At 68.0% G+C, this 16,582-nt stretch carries 11 protein-coding genes and 1 pseudogene; 10 read left to right on the top strand and 2 right to left on the bottom strand.

Annotated elements, in window-relative coordinates; genetic code table 11:
- Positions 1-189: 189 nt before the first annotated feature.
- The 10 genes from I4Q42_RS17945 (at position 190) to I4Q42_RS17900 (ending at position 15,263) form a co-directional block, all read left to right on the top strand.
- A complete protein-coding gene (locus I4Q42_RS17945; RefSeq protein WP_198577466.1) occupies positions 190-2,397 on the top strand; it encodes an alginate lyase family protein in 2,208 nt (735 codons plus the stop codon).
- Positions 2,394-3,677 carry an MFS transporter gene (locus I4Q42_RS17940; protein ID WP_198577465.1) on the top strand — a complete coding sequence of 428 codons (1,284 nt, stop codon included), beginning with the start codon at positions 2,394-2,396 and terminating at the stop codon, positions 3,675-3,677. The genes I4Q42_RS17945 and I4Q42_RS17940 overlap by 4 nt, the downstream gene beginning before the upstream one ends.
- Positions 3,674-4,423: an SDR family NAD(P)-dependent oxidoreductase gene (locus I4Q42_RS17935; protein WP_198577464.1), complete on the top strand. Its 750-nt coding sequence runs from the start codon at positions 3,674-3,676 to the stop codon at positions 4,421-4,423. Before I4Q42_RS17940 ends, I4Q42_RS17935 begins: the two co-directional genes overlap by 4 nt.
- A 50-nt stretch (positions 4,424-4,473) precedes the next feature.
- Positions 4,474-5,352 carry a rhamnogalacturonan acetylesterase gene (locus tag I4Q42_RS17930; RefSeq protein WP_232793258.1) on the top strand — a complete coding sequence of 293 codons (879 nt, stop codon included), beginning with the start codon at positions 4,474-4,476 and terminating at the stop codon, positions 5,350-5,352.
- 203 nt (positions 5,353-5,555) lie between these two features.
- Positions 5,556-8,438 carry a TonB-dependent receptor gene (locus I4Q42_RS17925; RefSeq protein WP_198577463.1) on the top strand — a complete coding sequence of 961 codons (2,883 nt, stop codon included), beginning with the start codon at positions 5,556-5,558 and terminating at the stop codon, positions 8,436-8,438.
- 97 nt (positions 8,439-8,535) lie between these two features.
- Complete coding sequence (locus I4Q42_RS17920) at positions 8,536-9,291, top strand: FadR/GntR family transcriptional regulator (RefSeq protein ID WP_198577462.1); 756 nt, start codon at positions 8,536-8,538, stop codon at positions 9,289-9,291.
- A 78-nt stretch (positions 9,292-9,369) separates the two neighbouring features.
- Positions 9,370-9,954: an RNA polymerase sigma factor gene (locus I4Q42_RS17915; RefSeq protein WP_198577461.1), complete on the top strand. Its 585-nt coding sequence runs from the start codon at positions 9,370-9,372 to the stop codon at positions 9,952-9,954.
- Entirely contained in the window at positions 9,929-10,897 is a 969-nt protein-coding gene (locus I4Q42_RS17910; RefSeq protein ID WP_198577460.1) for a FecR family protein, read from the top strand. The genes I4Q42_RS17915 and I4Q42_RS17910 overlap by 26 nt, the downstream gene beginning before the upstream one ends.
- A gap of 123 nt (positions 10,898-11,020) precedes the next feature.
- Entirely contained in the window at positions 11,021-14,080 is a 3,060-nt protein-coding gene (locus I4Q42_RS17905; protein ID WP_198577459.1) for a TonB-dependent receptor, read from the top strand.
- Positions 14,081-14,159: 79 nt separating this feature from the next.
- Positions 14,160-15,263 carry a pectinesterase family protein gene (locus I4Q42_RS17900; RefSeq protein WP_198577458.1) on the top strand — a complete coding sequence of 368 codons (1,104 nt, stop codon included), beginning with the start codon at positions 14,160-14,162 and terminating at the stop codon, positions 15,261-15,263.
- Here the strand turns inward: I4Q42_RS17900 and I4Q42_RS17895 are convergent.
- Positions 15,260-16,285, bottom strand: coding sequence for an amidohydrolase family protein (locus I4Q42_RS17895; protein WP_198577457.1), 1,026 nt, complete (start codon positions 16,283-16,285; stop codon positions 15,260-15,262). The two genes, I4Q42_RS17900 and I4Q42_RS17895, sit on opposite strands and share 4 nt — an antisense overlap.
- Positions 16,286-16,401: 116 nt before the next feature.
- Positions 16,402-16,582 (bottom strand): annotated as a pseudogene (locus I4Q42_RS17890) (MFS transporter); the annotation flags it as partial.

The raw sequence follows: 16,582 nt of genomic DNA, 5'->3' as shown, positions 1-16,582 counted from the left end.
CCGCCATGCCTGCCAGCCACCGGCCGTGCGTCGAACCAAATTGGTCTAAATTGGTATAGATAAAATGCCGGACCAAAAATGGGTCAAGATCTGAAAATTTGTTAGGACAAATGGTCCGCTCGGCTGTATGCCGTTTTCTCGAACCTGCGGACCGGCCACAGAGCCGGCGGCGTCGAGGGAGTAGTAGGCGTGCGGAACATTCGGCGATGCGCGAGCGGCCTGGTCCTGGCCCTGATGGTCTCAGTGGCCCTGCCGGCCATGGCTCAACCGAGCGGGCAGCAGCCCGTGCTGATCGGCGGGGCGGGCCTGGCGGCCATGCGCACCGAGGGCGCGCGCTATCCTATGTTCGCCGACGAGCTGGCGCGGGTCCGCAAGGAAGTCGACGCGGCCATGAAGGCCGGGATCGACGTGCCCGTGCCGAAGGATCCCGGCGGCGGCCGCACCCACGAGCAGCACAAGCGCAACTACATGGCCATTTACGGCGCGGGCATGCTGTACCGCGCCACCGGTGACAAGGCCTATGCCGACTACGCCCGCCGCCTGCTTCTGGAATACGCCAAGCTCTATCCGACCCTGGGCCTGCACCCGGCCGCCAAGAACAATTCCGCCGGCAAGCTGTTCTGGCAGAGCCTGAACGACGCGGTCTGGGTGGTCTATTCGATCCAGGGCTACGACGCGATCCGCGACACCCTCAGCGACGCCGACCGCAAGACCATCGACGACGGCGTCTTCCGGCCGATGGCCAAGTTCATCGCCGACGACCAGCCGCAGGTCTTCGACATCATCCACAACCACGCCACCTGGGCCTGCGCCGCCGTCGGCATGACCGGCTACGTGCTGCGCGACCAGGTGATGGTCGAGAAGGCGCTGAAGGGCACGGACCGCTCGGGCAAGGTCGGCTTCCTCAAGCAGATCGACCAGCTGTTCTCACCCGACGGCTACTACGCCGAGGGGCCGTACTATCAGCGCTACGCCCTGCAGCCGTTCGTTGTCTTCGCCCACGCGATCGAGCAGAACGAGCCGCAGCGGAAGATCTTCGAATACCGCGACGGCGTGCTGACCAAGGCGGTCCGCGCGGCGGTGCAACTGACCTATGACGGCTACTTCTTCCCGTTCAACGACGCCCTGACCGAGAAGAGCCTGAAGACCGACGAGCTCTACCAGTCGGTGGCCATCGCCTATGGCGCGACCCATGATCCGTCGCTGCTGTCGATCGCCCGCTGGCAGGGTCGCACCACCCTGACGCCCGACGGCCTGGAGGTCGCCCGCGACTTGGCCGCTGGCAAGGAAAAGCCGTTCCCCTACGCCTCGATGCTGTTCCGCGACGGTCCCGACGGCGACCAGGGCGCCATCGCCGTCATGCGCGCCGGACCGGGCGACGACGACGAGGTCGTGGCCGTCAAGAACACCGCCCAGGGCATGGGTCACGGCCACTACGACAAGCTGAACTGGATTCTCTACGACGCCGGCCGGCCCATCGTCACCGACTACGGCGCGGCCCGTTTCCTGAACATCGAGGCCAAGGACGGCGGCCGCTACCTCAAGGAAAACGAGACCTGGGCCAAGCAGACCGTGGCCCACAACACTCTTGTCGTGAACGAGACCAGCCAGTTCGACGGCAAGGTCAAGGTCGCCAACACGCTGGCGCCCCGGCAGATCTTCTTCTCCGCCGAGGGCGATACGCGGATCAGCACCGCCGAGATGGCCGGGGCCTGGCCGGGCGTGACCTTCCGCCGCTCGATCGTCCAGATCGAGGTCGGCAAGGGCCCGCCGCTGGTGCTCGACCTGCTCAAGGTGCACGGCGACAAGCCGGCCCAGTACGACCTGCCGCTGCACTTTGCCGGCCACATCATCGACGCCGGCTTCCCGCTGCAGCAGAACCTGGCCGAGCGGCCGGTGCTGGGCAAGGACGACGGCTACCAGCACCTGTGGGTCGATGCGACGGGCGCGCCCGACGCGTCCAACGCCCGCCTGACCTGGATCAACGGCGAGCGCTTCTATACCTGGCGCATGCTGCCGCCGGCCGGGGCCCAGGTGATCCTGGGCGAGAGCGGCGCCAACGACCCCAAATTCAACCTGCGCCGCGAGCCGGTGCTGATCCAGCGGGTGAAGAGTCCGGGCGATACGACCTTCGTCGGCGTGCTCGAGCCGCACGGGGCCTATGACCCTTCGGCCGAGACCACCGAGGGCAGCACCAGCCGCATCGAGAGCCTGCGCCATGTGAGAACGGCCGACGCTGACGTCGTCACCCTCGTCCTGGCCGGCGGCCGCACGGTCACGCTCGCCATCGCCGACAGCGCCGAAGCTAGGGCGACCCACAAGGCCACGGTCGACGGCAAGCCGATCAGCTGGAAGGGCCACTTCGCGCGCTTCGATGGCAAGGGCGCGGGCCAATGAAGGGCGGCTTGCGCTGGCTGATCGTCAGCCTGGTCGGGCTGGCGACCGTCATCAACTACATCGACCGCAACGCCCTGGCCGTGATGTGGCCGGCGGTGTCGAAGGACATCGGCGCCGACAAGGCCGACTACGCCCTGCTGGTGACCATCTTCATGGTCGCCTACGCCTTCGGCCAGTCGCTGTTCGGCAAGGTGTTCGACGTCATCGGCACCCGCATGGGCTTCGCGGTCTCGATCCTGGTCTGGTCGCTGTCGATCGCCGCTCACAGCCTGGTGCGGTCGCTCGGGCTGCTCAGCCTGCTGCGCGTGACGCTGGGGATCAGCGAGGCCGGCAACTGGCCTGGCGCGGTCAAGGCCAACGCCCTGTGGTTCCCGCCGCGTGAGCGGGCCCTGGCGCAAGGCATCTTCAACTCCGGCGCGGCGATCGGGGCGATCATCTCCGCGCCCCTGGTGGCCCTCCTGTTCGAGCTCTTGGGTTGGCGGGCGACCTTCCTGGTGGTCGGGGTGCTGGGCTTCCTGTGGCTGCTGCCCTGGCTGTTCATCTACCGCGCCGATCCGGGCGCCCACCCCTGGCTCAGCGAGGCCGAACGGGCCCATATCGCCGATCGCGGCGAGGCCAACGCCAAGGCCGGCTGGTCGCCGACCCTGCGCCAGCTGCTGCGCCAGAAGCAGAGCTGGGCGATCATCGTCTCGCGCTTTTTCCTGGATCCGGTCTGGTGGCTGTTCGTCTCCTGGCTGCCGATCTACCTCGCGGAAAGCTTCGGTTTCGACGTGCGCCAGATCGGCCTGTTCGCCTGGGTGCCGTTCGTCGGCGCCATGCTGGGCAGCCTCGGCGGCGGCTGGCTGTCGGGGGCGCTGATCCGGCGCGGCTGGAAGACCCTCAGCGCCCGGCGCTTCGCCGTGACCCTGGGCGGGGTGATCATGCTGCCGGCCCTGATCCTGACGGCCCAGGCCGCGACGCCGCTGGCCGCCGTGCTGCTGATCGCCGTGATCCTGTTCGGCTTCCAGGTCGCCATCAACAACATCCAGACCCTGCCAAGCGACTATTACGGCGGCGGGGCCGTGGGCACGATCGCCGGCGTCGGCGGCACCGCCGCGGTGGCCGGCACCCTGGTCACCACCTGGCTGGTGCCTGTCATGACCCAGCACGGCTACGCCCCGATCTTCGTCCTGGCGGCGGCCATCGTGCCGCTGGGCGTCATCTCTCTCTGGCTGCTGGGCGGGCGCGAAAGCCCCGTGCCCGCGCCGTCTTCCGACATCAGTGAAAAGGGGACCGCATGAGGTTCAAGGACAAGGTCGCGCTCGTGACCGGCGGCGGCCGCGACATCGGCCGCGAAGTGTCGCTGCGTCTGGCCGCCGAAGGCGCGACCGTGGTGGTCAACTATCGGGGCGACGAAGCCTCGGCCCAGGAGACGGCCCAGCGTATCGAAGCGGCCGGCGGCAAGGCGGTGCTCCACCGCGCCGACGTCACCGACGCGACCGAAGTCGCCAGCCTCATCGAGGCGGCGGCCGGCGTGACCGGCAGGATCGACATTCTCGTGAATCTCGCCGGCGGCATGGTCGCCCGCAAGAGCCTGGCCGAGATGGATGAGGCCTTCTTCGACCAGGTCATGACCCTGAACCTGAAGTCGGCCTTCCTGGTGACCAAGGCGGCCCTGCCGCACATCCCCGACGGCGCGGCGATCATCAACATCGCCTCGCTGGCCGGCCGCGACGGCGGCGGTCCCGGGGCCAGCGTCTATGCCGCCTCCAAGGGCGCGCTGATGACCCTTACCCGGGGCTGGGCCAAGGAGCTGGGCCCGCGCGGCATCCGCGTCAACGCCCTGTGCCCGGGCCTGATCGGCACCAGTTTCCACGACATCTTCTCCAAGCCCGAAGGCCGCGCGGCCGTGGCCGGCAGTACGCCCCTGCGCCGCGAGGGCGCGCCCGAGGAAGTGGCCGCCGCGGTGGCCTTCCTGGCCTCGCAGGACGCCTCGTTCCTGGCCGGGGTCAATCTCGACATCAACGGCGGGCTGGCCTTCTCGTAGGGCCGGTCCAGAACACGAAAAAAGCCGACAAGAACAGGAGGGAGGATCCAATGAAAATAAGAACCGCGATGCTCGCGGCCCTGGTCCTGGCGGCGGCTCCGGCCGCCGTCCTGGCTCAGCCGCCCGGTCCGGAAAAGGCGCGCGAGCCGCGCACCGACGCCGCGCCGATCAAGCCCTACAAGATCATCCTGGTGGGTGACTCCACCATGGCCCCCGGCAGCGGCTGGGCCTCGGCCTTCTGCGACTATCACGTCAAGTCGTCGCTGAACTGCCTGAACCTCGGCCGGGGCGGGCGCTCGACCCGCAGCTACCGCGCCGAGGGCTCGTGGGAGATCGCGCTGAACGAAGCGCGGGTGAAGGGCTACGCCGCCACCTACGTGCTGATCCAGTTCGCCCACAACGATCAGTCGTCCAAGGGCGAGCGCTGGACCGACATGACCACCGAGTTCCCGGCCAACCTGAAGCGGTTCGTCGAGGAGGTGAGGGCGGCCGGCGCCGAGCCGGTGCTGCTGACCCCGCTCAGCCGCCGCGAGTTCGCCGGCGGCCAGCTAAAGAACACCCTGGAGCCGTGGTCGGAGGAGGTCCGCAAGGTCGCCGCCGAGACCAAGGCCCCGCTGGTGGATCTCAACAAGGCCAGCGCTCGCGTCGTGCAGAAGCTGGGTCCCGTCGACTCCATGAAGCTGGCCATGGCCGAGCCGATCCCCGAGGAATTGGCCGCCGCCCAGGCCGGCACGACCCTGCCGCCGCGCGCGGCCGAGGAGGCGCGCCTACCCGACGTTCCGACCACGGCGACGGGGCCGCGGGGCCAGGTGGCCCGCAAGTTCGACTACACCCACGTCGGCGAGACCGGCGCGCGGGTGTTCGCCAAGCTGGTCGCCGACGATCTGGCCGCCGCCGTTCCGGCGCTGCGCAGCCAACTGGTTCCTTAAGCCGGGAAGGACGCGGAAGCGGCTTCGCGCCACGGCCCTGGCCGGGGATCGCTTCCGCGCGCCTGCGCATCGAAAATTGGTATGCAAATCGATGCGCCATAATTGGCCTAATTATTTCTAAAATTGGTCCGAGAATCCACCTTGACGCACCTGCGGTCAGGTCGCACGGTTCCGGCATAAGAAAAGAAGGGGAGGGAGCAAACATGCACGTCGCCAATACTCTGCGCGCCCAATCACGGTTCGCTGTTTTGCGGTCGGTCCTGAGCTGCGGCGTCGCCGCCTCGGCCATCGCGTTCGCTGCCGGCGCCTGCGCCCAGGAAGCGGTCGCCACCGCGCCGGCCGACCAGGAGATCACCGACAATTCGGTCGACGAGGTGGTGGTCAGCGCCGTCCGCCAGACCATGCAGAATTCCATCGCGGTCAAGCGCGACACCACGGCCATCGTCGACGCCCTGTCGGCCAACGAGATCGGCGATCTTCCCGGCCAGTCGATCGGCGAGGCGATCATGACGATAACAGGCGCCACCGCCGACCGCGGCAACTACGGCCCGACCGAAGTGTCGCTGCGGGGCCTGGGCTCGTTCCTGTCGGCCACCACCTTCAATGGCCGCGAGGCCTCGAACGGCAGCGGCGACCGCGCCGTCAATTTCGGCCAGTTCCCGTCCGAACTCTTCAACGGCATCAAGATCTACAAGTCCCAGCAGGCCGACCTGATCGAGGGCGGCGTGGCCGGCACCATCGAGATGGAGACCAAGAAGCCGCTCGACTACGGCAAGCGCCTTCTGCAGACCGAGCTGAAGGGCAACTACAACCCCTACCAGAAGCGGATCACGGGCTCCGACCCGTGGGGCTGGCGCGGCACGGCCAGCTATGTCGACCAGTACGAGCTGGGCAAGCTGGGCGAGGTCGGCGTCTCTCTCGGCGTGCAGCGCAATCAGGTTGACGACCCGGCCGAATCCTACGTCGCCTCCAACACCTGGCTGGCCTGCAACGCCAATATCAACGCCACCGGCAACTGCACCGAGGTGACCCGCGCCCAGGCCGCCGCCGGCACGCCGTTCTACCTGGCGCCCAACTCGATCACCTATCGCCAGCTGACCGCCAAGGAGAAGCGCGACGCCATCTTCGGCGCGGTGCAGTGGCAGCCCAACGACCGCTTCGACATCAATCTGGACATGGAATACTCGAAGCGGAACTACCAGGAAGACCGCCACGACCTGGGCTTCGCCGAAGGCCGCTACGCCCTGCGCAACGTGCAGTACGACGACCAGCACCGGCTGCTCTACGCCACCGGCTCCAGCACCCTGCAATCGGTCTCGACCCTGTTCCAGCGCGAGGAGGAGTATCTGGGCGGCGGCGGCGACATCGAGTTCCGGGCCACCGATCGCCTGACCCTCAGCGGCGACCTCTCCTACAGCCAGACCACGCGCACCGACCTGACCCGTTCGGTCCGCCTGCGCACCGATCCGCTGGACATCTACGGTAACCGCACGACCATCAACAACCAGCGGATCCCGTTCACCTACGACGCCCGCAACGGCTTCGCCCCGACCCTGACCGTCGATCCGCGCTTCAACCTCAACGACTGGTCGCTGTTCAGCGACGACGCCCGCCTGACCCGCGAGGAGGAAGAGAAGAAGGACCGCATCTTCGCGACCCGCTTCGACGCCCGCTACGATCTGGACGGCTTCATCGAGAAGATCGACGCCGGCCTGCGCTATTCGCGCCGCCGCTACACCACCTATGACGACCTAGTCACCATCGATCAGGCCAGCCTGGCCGTGGACCGGGCGGTGAACCTGGCCTGTCGCACGAACTTCCCGCAGTCGGACTATCTGGCCGACGCGCCCAACAACACCATCAAGAGCTGGGCGACCTTCGACACCCTCTGCCAGTTCCGCAACTATCTGGGCGCGGAAGATTCCGGCGGCAGCGGCGACACCCGCTCGGTGGCCAATGCCGACGTCACCGAGACGGTGTGGTCGGGCTACGTCATGGCCTCGTACAAGGGCGAGACGGCCGGCCTGCCGGTGCGCGGCAATTTCGGGGTGCGCGTCGTCGACACCCGCGTGGTCTCCAAGGGGCTGCGGGCCGAGCTCGACATCGTCAACAACAGCGACGGCTCGATCCGGCTGGTCGAGACCGGCCAATTCGATCCGACCCGGATCAAGGCCTCCAGCTTCCGCGTGCTGCCCAGCGTCAACGCCAATTTCGACCTGAACCCCAAGACGGTCGCGCGTCTGGCCCTCTACCGCGCCATGTCGCGGCCGGCGCCGAGCAGCCTGGCGGCGGGGCGGACCATCACCCTGCAGGACGGGACAGACTTCACCTCGGTCCAGGACGCCATCGGCGAGATCGTCGCCAGCGGCAGCCCGCGCCTGAAGCCGATCATGTCGTGGAACGCCGACGTGGCGCTGGAATACTACTACAACCGCGACACCATCCTGGCGACGACGCTGTACTACAAGCAGTTCACCGGCGGCTTCATCCCGGTGACCATCGACGAGCAGTTCGTCATCGACGGCCAGAACGTCACCGTGCCGGTCACCCAGACCCAGAACAGCGACGAGAAGAGCCACGTCTACGGCGCGGAGTTCACCCTCTCCAACCAGTTCACCTGGCTGCCCAAGCCGCTGGACGGGTTCGGCGGCAAGCTGAGCTACAACTACGCGATCACCAACTTCAAGAACCACGACATCCGGCTGGGCGACGTCATCGACGCCGAGACCGGCGACGTGACCGACGGCATGATCCCGGCCGCGGGCCTGAACGGCTATTCCAAGCACGTGCTGTCGGCCCAGCTCTATTACGAGCACGGTCCGCTGACCCTGCAAGGCATCTACCGCTACCGCTCGCGCTACTATCAGGACTTTGTCGGCGGCAACGCCCAGCTGCGCTACATCTCGGGCAGCGAGGTCTTCGACTTCACCGCCCAGTATAAGCTGAACAAGCACATCGACCTTCGCCTGCAGGGCCTGAACCTGTTCAACGAGGTGAAGATCGACTCGATGCCGGTCGCCGGCAGCACCCGCAACTACCAGTATTTCGGGCCGCAGTTCTTCGCCTCGATCCGGGCCAGGTTCTAGCGCCGGATCGGCGGCCATGGCGCAGACCAATTTGCTATTCCAATTTTAATCCGGTTGGGGCAAATCTGGCGACGCAACAACGTCTTAGAGGGGCGCCATGGCCGACCGCCGGCTGTTCGAGGAAATCGCCGACAAGATCTCCGGCATGGTGCGGGCGGGCGAGTTCCCGTCTGGCTCGCGCCTGCCGGGCGAGCGCGAGATGTCCGAACGGCTGGGGGTGAGCCGGGTCACGGTCCGTGAAGCCGAGATCGCCCTCCAGGCGCGCGGCATCCTGCGCATCCGGGCCGGCTCGGGCGTCTATGTCTGCGGTCCGGTCGCCCCCGACAGCGCCGGCGCCGAAGCCCTGCCGACCGTCAGCGCCTTCGAGCTGACCGAGGCCCGCTCGCTGTTCGAATCCGAAGCCGCCGCCCTGGCCGCGCCGATCATCTCGGACGCGGATCTGGCCAAGCTCGACGCCCTGCTGGTCGAGATGGTCGAAGCTGGCGACGACGACGCCCGCTCGACGGCGGTGGACCGCGAGTTCCACATGACCATCGCCTCGGCCTCTGGCAACCGGGTGATCATCCACACCATCAAGACCCTCTGGAAGTTCCGCATGGAAGATCCGGAGGTGCGCCGCACCCACCAGTCGATCTGCCATCACGACGGCGACGCCCGCCAGAACGAGCACGCCGCCGTGGTCGAGGCCCTGCGCCGCCGCGACGCCAAGGCCGCCCGCCAGGCCATGCGGCTGCACTTCTCGCGCCTGCTGGAAGCCATGCTCGACGCTACAGAGCAGCGCGAGCGCCAGGAGTTGGAACGCAAGACCGCCGAGAGCCGCAGCCGCTTCCTGATCAGCGCCCGGATGGGCTGAAGGCGCTTTTCTCGTCGATGTTTGACGGAAATCGCGCGGCCGTGCATCGCTCCCTTCAGAACAACTAGGGCGGAAACGGTGTCGGAGGGGCGTACGCGCGTCGTGGCTTGGATAGGGCGGGAAATCCTGCCCCATGAAGCCGACCTGCGCGCCTGGCTGAGACGGGCGTTCGCGGCCGCGGGCGACGTCGACGACATCGTGCAGGAGACTTATTGCCGCCTGGCGGGCCTCAGCGCCGTCGAGCATATCGGCGAGCCCAGGGCCTATCTCTTCCAGGCCGCCCGCAGCGTCGCCCTCGAGCAGCTTCGGCGGGCGCGGGTGGTGCGGATCGACACCGCGGCCGAGATCGACGCCCTGCACGTCGAGCTGGACGAGCCTTCGCCCGAGCGCATCGCCGGCGGCCGGCGCGAGCTGGAGCGGGTGCGGCGGCTGATCGCCGCCTTGCCCGACCGCTGTCGCCTGATCTTCGAGATGCGCAAGATCGAAGGCCTGCCCCAACGCGAGATCGCCCGCCGCATGGGGGTCAGCGAGAACGTGGTCGAGAATGAATCCGTGAGGGGGCTTCGCGCCATCCTCGCCGCCCTCGCCGAGGGTGAAACCGAGCAACCATCGACGGCCGCGAGGAGGCCGAGCACGCATGACCGAACGCGAAAGCGCCGCTGACATCGAGGCGTGCGCCGCCCGATGGGTGGTGCGCGTCGATCAAGGCGAACTCCCCGCCGGCGAAACCGCCGAGCTCGAATCCTGGCTGGCGGGCGATCCGCGCCGGCTCGGGGCCTATGTGCGCGCCCAGGCCGGCTGGACCCTGCTCGACCGCGCCCGCGTGCTGGGCGGCGAAGCGACGACGCCCGCGCCCGCCAGACCGCCTTCGCGCCGCGCCCTGCTGGCCGGCGGCGGCGTCGCCGCGGCGGCCGCCTGTATCGCGGCCCTGTTCGTCCCGCGCCTGCTGGCCGCCCGTTACGGCACCGCCGTGGGCGAGATCCGCCGCGTGCCCCTGGCCGACGGTTCGATGGCCGCCATCAACACCGACACCACGCTGGAAGTGGCGATGAAGCCGGGCAAGCGCGAAGTGCGCCTGGATCGCGGCGAGGCCTGGTTCCAGGTCGCCAAGGACGCCCAGCGGCCGTTCGTGGTCGAGAGCGGGCCGGTGCGGGTGAGGGCGGTCGGCACGGCCTTCTCCGTGCGCCGCCGCGACGGCGGCAGCGAGGTTCTGGTCACCGAGGGCGTGGTCGAGGTCTGGTCCGAAGGGACCGGCGAGGCGCCGCGCCGCGTGACCGCCGGCGAGCGCGTCTTCGCCTCCGACAGCGCCGGCGCGGCCCGCCCCGTCCCAGCCTCGCTGGAGATCACCCGCGAGCTCGCCTGGCGCGAGGGGCAGATCGTGCTCGACGGCGAGGCCTTCGGCGCGGCGGCCGAGGAATTCAATCGCTACAACGCCCGCAAGATCGTCATCGTCGATCGCGGCCTGGCCGATCAGCGACTGGTCGGGTGGTTCCGCACCAACGAGCCCGAAAGCTTCGCCCGCGCCGCCGCCGCCAGCTTCGGCGGCCGGGTGACGGTGCGCGGCGACGCCATTCTCGTCGAGGCCGGTACGCGCCTGGCGGAGTAGGGCTCCGTACGAATTTTTCGAAAAACTTCGCCGATGTCTGACGGAAACCGGTTTCCGCCGCATCGCTCTAGACAGGCGCTCCCAGAAGCGCCGTGCGAAACAAACAAAAAGGGAGGGCGCGGCATGGCTTATCCGCGACAGATCTACGGCAAGTCGGCGCTGATGCTGGCGGCGGGCGCCGCGGCGGTGCTGGTGGGGACCCAGGCTCAGGCCCAGACCCGCAAGTTCGACATTCCGGCCCAGGCCGCGGCCACTGGCATTCCTCAATTTGGCAAGCAGGCCGACCTGCAAATCCTGGCCCCGCAGGCGGCGGTCCAGGGCAAGCAGGTCAACGCCGTGCGCGGAACCTTCACCGTCTCCGAAGGCCTGTCGCGCCTGCTCTCCGGCGGCAATCTGACCGTGGTGTCCAACGACGGCCGCACGGCGGTGCTGGGCCAGAAGGCCTCGGTGCAGCTGGCCTCGACCGCCCCCGTCTCCCTCCCGCAGCAGGCCGATCCCGTCGGCGACACGATCGAAGAGCCCGCCGCCGTCGAGGAGGTGGTCGTCACCGGCTTCCGCGCCAGCCTGGGCAGCGCCCTGAACGTCAAGAAGCGGGCCAGCGGCGTGGTCGACGTCATCAAGGCCGAGGACATCGCCGACTTCCCCGACGCCAACCTCGCCGAGTCCATCCAGCGCGTGCCGGGCGTGTCGATCGCCCGCGACGCCGGCGAGGGCCGCCAGATCACCGTCCGGGGCCTGGGTCCCCAGTTCACCCGCGTGCGCATCAACGGCGTCGAGGGCCAGAGCACGGCCAGCGGCACCGACAGCTCGGGCGGCGCCAACCGCAACCGCTCGTTCGACTTCAACGTCTTCGCCTCGGAGCTCTTCAACAGCATCACCGTGCGCAAGACCGCCTCGGCCTCGACCGAGGAGGGCTCGCTCGGCGCCACCGTCGACCTGCAGACCGGCCGGCCGTTCGACTACAAGGGCGCGACCTTCGTGGTCTCGGCCCAGCAGGGCTACAACGATCTGTCGGAAAGCTGGGACCCGCGCTTCGCGGCCCTGGCTTCGGATACCTGGTTCGACGGCAAGCTCGGCGCGCTGGTCTCGGTGGCCTATACCGAGCGCAACCTGCTGGAAGAGGGCCACGGCTCGGGCGGCTGGCTGAACGGCACGGAGGTCGGCGGCTACAGCCCGGCCTCGACCTTCACCCAGGCCAGCTCGGCCAGCGTGTTCTCGCCGCGCTTCCCGCGCTACGGCCGCCTGACCCACGACCAGAAGCGCCTGGGCCTGACCGGCTCGCTGCAGTTCAGGCCCGACGAGAAGACCTTGATTTCGGCCGACTTCCTCTATTCGGACTTCAAGGCCACCCGCACCGAGAACTGGCTGGAGGCCCTGTCCTTCGCCCGCAACGCCGCCCAGGGCGGCCGGCCCGAGATCATCGTCCGTGACGGCGTGGTCAATGCCAAGGGCGACATGGCCTACGGCCTGTTCGACGACGTCGACGTCGAGAGCGAGACCCGCTTCGACAGGCTCGAGACCAAGTACACCCAGGCCACCTTCACCGCCGAGCACCACTTCACCGACCGCTTCAAGGTGACGGGGCTGGTCGGCTTCTCGAAGTCGGACTTCGACAACCCGATCCAGACCACGGTGATCCTCAACCGCGAGAACGCCGACGGCTTCTCCTACGACTACCGGAACAACGCCAACCTGCCGGCGATGAACTTCGGTTTCGACGTCACCGATCCGCTGGCCTACAATTTCGGCGCGGCGCGTTCGGAGATCCGCCTGCGGCCGCAGGGCGTGACCAACACCATCCAGACCGCCCAGCTCGACGGCGACTATGAGCTGAACGACACCTTCCGCCTGAAGGCCGGCGTGAACCTCAAGAAGTACGAGTTCGACTCCTGGGCCCTGGCGCGGGTCAACGAGTCCGTCGTGCCGACGCTGCCGGCCGGCGTCACCCTGGCGACCCTGACCAAGCTGGTCAGCGGCTTTGGCAAGAACCTCGGCGGTTCGGGCTATCCCACCAGCTGGGCCGCCCCCGACCTCGACGCCTTTGCCAAGCTGTTCAACATCTACAGCGGCACGGGCCTGTTCGAACTGTCCGGGGCCAGCAACTCGGCCGCTCGCGGCAACATCCGCAGCGTCACCGAAAAGGACAGCGCCGCCTACGTCCAGCTGGACTTCAACAGCGACCGGTTCGCCTGGCCGATCCGCGGCGATGTCGGGGTGCGCTACGTCAAGACCGACCAGAGCTCGACCGGCTATCAGCTGGTGTCCGGCGCGGCCCAGCAGGCCACCGTCAAGCGCGACTACGAGGACGTTCTGCCGGCCCTGAACCTGACCGCCGAGGTCACGGCCGACTTCCTGCTGCGCTTCGGCGCAGCCAAGGTCATGACCCGTCCCAACCTCGGCAGCCTGACGCCGGGCGGCAGCCTCAGCGTCGTCGGGGTGTTCAGCGTCAGCTCGGGCAACCCCAACCTCGACCCGATCCGGGCCACCACCTACGACCTGTCGGCCGAGTGGTACTTCGCCAAAGACGCCCTGCTGTCGGTCGGCCTGTTCTACAAGGACATCGACAGCTACATCCAGACGCAGCGGATCTCGCAGACCTTCGCCGCCTCCGGCTTCCCGGTCAGCCTGCTCGACGGCCTGACCGGCGTCTCGGCCAACGACACCTTCCTGTTCAGCCAGCCGGTCAACACCAAGGGCGGGCCGCTGAAGGGGATCGAGATCAGCTACCAGCAGCCCTTCAGCTTCCTGCCGGGGCCGCTTAGCCACACCGGGGCGATCTTCAACGTCACGATCGTCGACTCCAAGATCGACTACATCTCGTCGCGCTCGACCACCGGCTTCGTGCAGAACGACCTGGTCGGCCTGTCGAAGAACGCCTTCAACGCCACGCTCTACTACGAGGACGACAAGTTCAGCGCCCGCGTCTCCGGCGCCTACCGCGACAAGTACCTGACCGCCGTGCCCAGCGGCACGTCGACCAACGACATCGACGGGGTGCGTGACACCTTCACCGTCGACGCCTCGGCCTCCTACGCGATCAACAAGCGCCTGAAGGTCACCTTCGAGGGGCTGAACCTGACTGACGAATTCAACGACCAGTACACCGACAGCCAGCGCGACAGCGTCTACGTCTATTCCCACACCGGCCGGCAGTACAATTTCGGCTTCCGGTATTCGTTCTAGGCTTCCTCCTCCCAGGGGAATGTTGGGCGTCGGCCGATCCTCCAGGGCCGGCGCCCATCTTTTTGTTTTCGAGGCTTCGATGACGATCGTTTCGCGCCGGGCCGTCGCGGCCGGCCTGTTGTTGATCCCGGGCGTGGCCGTCGCCGCGTCGCGCTATGACGCCGTGCTGAAGCGGTCGGATGATACGCGCCGCTTCTCCGCGCCAACCTTTGAGCGCCTTTCGGCCGCCGTCGCCGCCGCGCCCAAGGACGGCAAGCGGCCGTTCCGTATCCTGGTGACGCGCGGGGTCTGGGACGAGCAGGTCGTGATCGACAGGCCCTTCATCCACCTGGTCGGCGAGGACCGCCAGGCCAGCGTCATCAGCCACCTGGCCGCCTCGGGCCTGATCGCGCCGGACGGCAAGCGCTGGGGCACGTTCCGCACCCCGACCCTGTTCGTTCGCGCGCCCGACTTCGCCGCCCGCAACCTGACCATCCAGAACGCCTTCGACGGCCTGGCCCAGATGAGCAAGCCGGGTGGCCTGCACTCGCACGACGGCGGCGGCCCGCAGGCCGTGGCCCTGATGCTCGACAAGGGATCGGACCGCGCGCGCATCACCGAGGTCGACATCCTCAGCTACCAGGACACCCTGTTCCCGGACGCCGGACGCAGCCTGTTCGAGCGGTGCCTGATCGCGGGCAGCTACGACTTCATCTTCGGGGCGGGCAGGGCGTTCTTCCGCGATTGCGAGATCCGCTCGCTGCCGCGCCCGGTCAATCCGGTCGACGGCTATGTCGTCGCCCCCAGCACGCCGATCGACCAGCCGTTCGGCTTCGTGTTCAAGGACTGCAAGCTGACCAAGGCGCCCGGCACGGCGCGCCATTCGGTCTATCTGGGCCGGCCCTGGCGGCCGTCCGGCGTGTTTCCCGACGGCCGCTACGGCGATCCGAAATATGTCGCGGCCGCCGCCTTCATCGATTGCTGGATGGACGACCACGTCGCGCCCGAGGGCTGGACCGAGATGTGGTACACCGGCAAGGACGGCAACCCACGCACCATGCTGCAGCCCGAAAGCGTTCGCTTCTCGCAGTTCGGATCCGGCGGCCCCGGCGCGGCGGCGTTCCGGCGTGGCCGCGCGCTGACGGCGGCCGAGGCCCGAGGGATGAGCCAGCGAGCGGTGCTCGCCGGCTGGAACCTCCGCTAGAGGCCGCGCGCCTTCAGGATGGCGTCCAGGCGCGGGAACACCCGGCGGGCGTTGCCCTCGAAGATCGCGTGACGGTCGGCGTCCGGGATGTCCAGCGCGTCGACATAGCGCTTGGTGTCGTCGAAATAGAAGCCGGTCGTCGGGTCGATGCCGCGCACCGCGCCGACCATTTCCGAGCCGAACAGGATGTTCTTGCTCTCGATCACCTCGGCCAGCAGGTTCACGCCGGGCTGGTGATAGACGCAGGTGTCGAAGAACACGTTGTTCATCAGGTGCTTGTCCAGGCCGGGCTTCTTCAGCATGTCGGCCAGGCCCCGATAGCGCCCCCAGTGATAGGGAACCGCGCCGCCGCCGTGCGGGATGATGAACTTCAGGGTCGGGAAGTCGGCGAACAGGTCGCCCTCGATCAGCTGCATGAAGGCGATGGTGTCGGCGGCGATATAGAAGGCGCCGGTGGCGTGAAGGGCGTGGTTGCACGAGCCCGACACGTGGATCATGGCCGGCACGTCCAGCTCGCACATCTTCTCGTAGAAGGGATACCAGTAGCGGTCGGTCAGCGGTGGATGGGCGAAGTGGCCGCCGCCGGGATCGGGGTTCAGGTTGCAGCCGATGAAGCCAAGCTCGTTGACGCAGCGCTCCAGCTCGGCGATCGAGCCCGAAAGATCGGCGGCCGGCGACTGGGGCAGCATGCAGACGCCCGCGAAGGTCTCCGGATAGAGGTCGACCACCCGCTTGATCAGGTCGTTGCAGCGCTGCGCCCAGGCCCGGCTGACGGCCTCGTCGCCGACATGGTGGGCCATGGTCGAGGCGCGGGGGCTGAAGATGGTCATGTCGGCGCCGCGCTCGCGCAGCAGCTTCAGCTGGGCGCCCTCGATCGACTGGCGGATCAGGTCGTCGGAGATCTCGGGATAGGGCGGCGGGGCGGTCTTGCCCTCGAAGGCCTTCACCTGGGCTTCGCGCCAGGCGTTGTGCGGCTCCGGCGCGGTCGTGTAGTGGCCGTGGCAGTCGATGATCAGGCTCATGCGTTTCCTTGCCGGACTAGGCGTCTTCGGCCGGAAAATGCCCGCCCCGCCGACGCCTGTCGTATCGGATCGTCGGAACGGCTATGCCGCCCGGTTATAGGCCAGGCGGCCAACCCTCAGATCTTCACCGGCTCCATCTTGGGCGCCAGCAGGTGCACGACCAGCAGAGCCACCAGATAGGCGCTGCCGGCGACGATGAAGATCGGGGTGTAGGTCCCGATCGTCTCGAGGACCTGGCCGATATATTTGGAGAACACCATGCCGCCGAGGGCGCCGAGCATGCCGCCGATGCCGACG

The organism is Caulobacter hibisci (assembly GCF_016135805.1).
Lineage (GTDB): Bacteria > Pseudomonadota > Alphaproteobacteria > Caulobacterales > Caulobacteraceae > Caulobacter > Caulobacter hibisci.
Note: the sequence above shows the minus strand (reverse complement) of the source record. Positions and strands in the feature narration are given on the sequence as shown.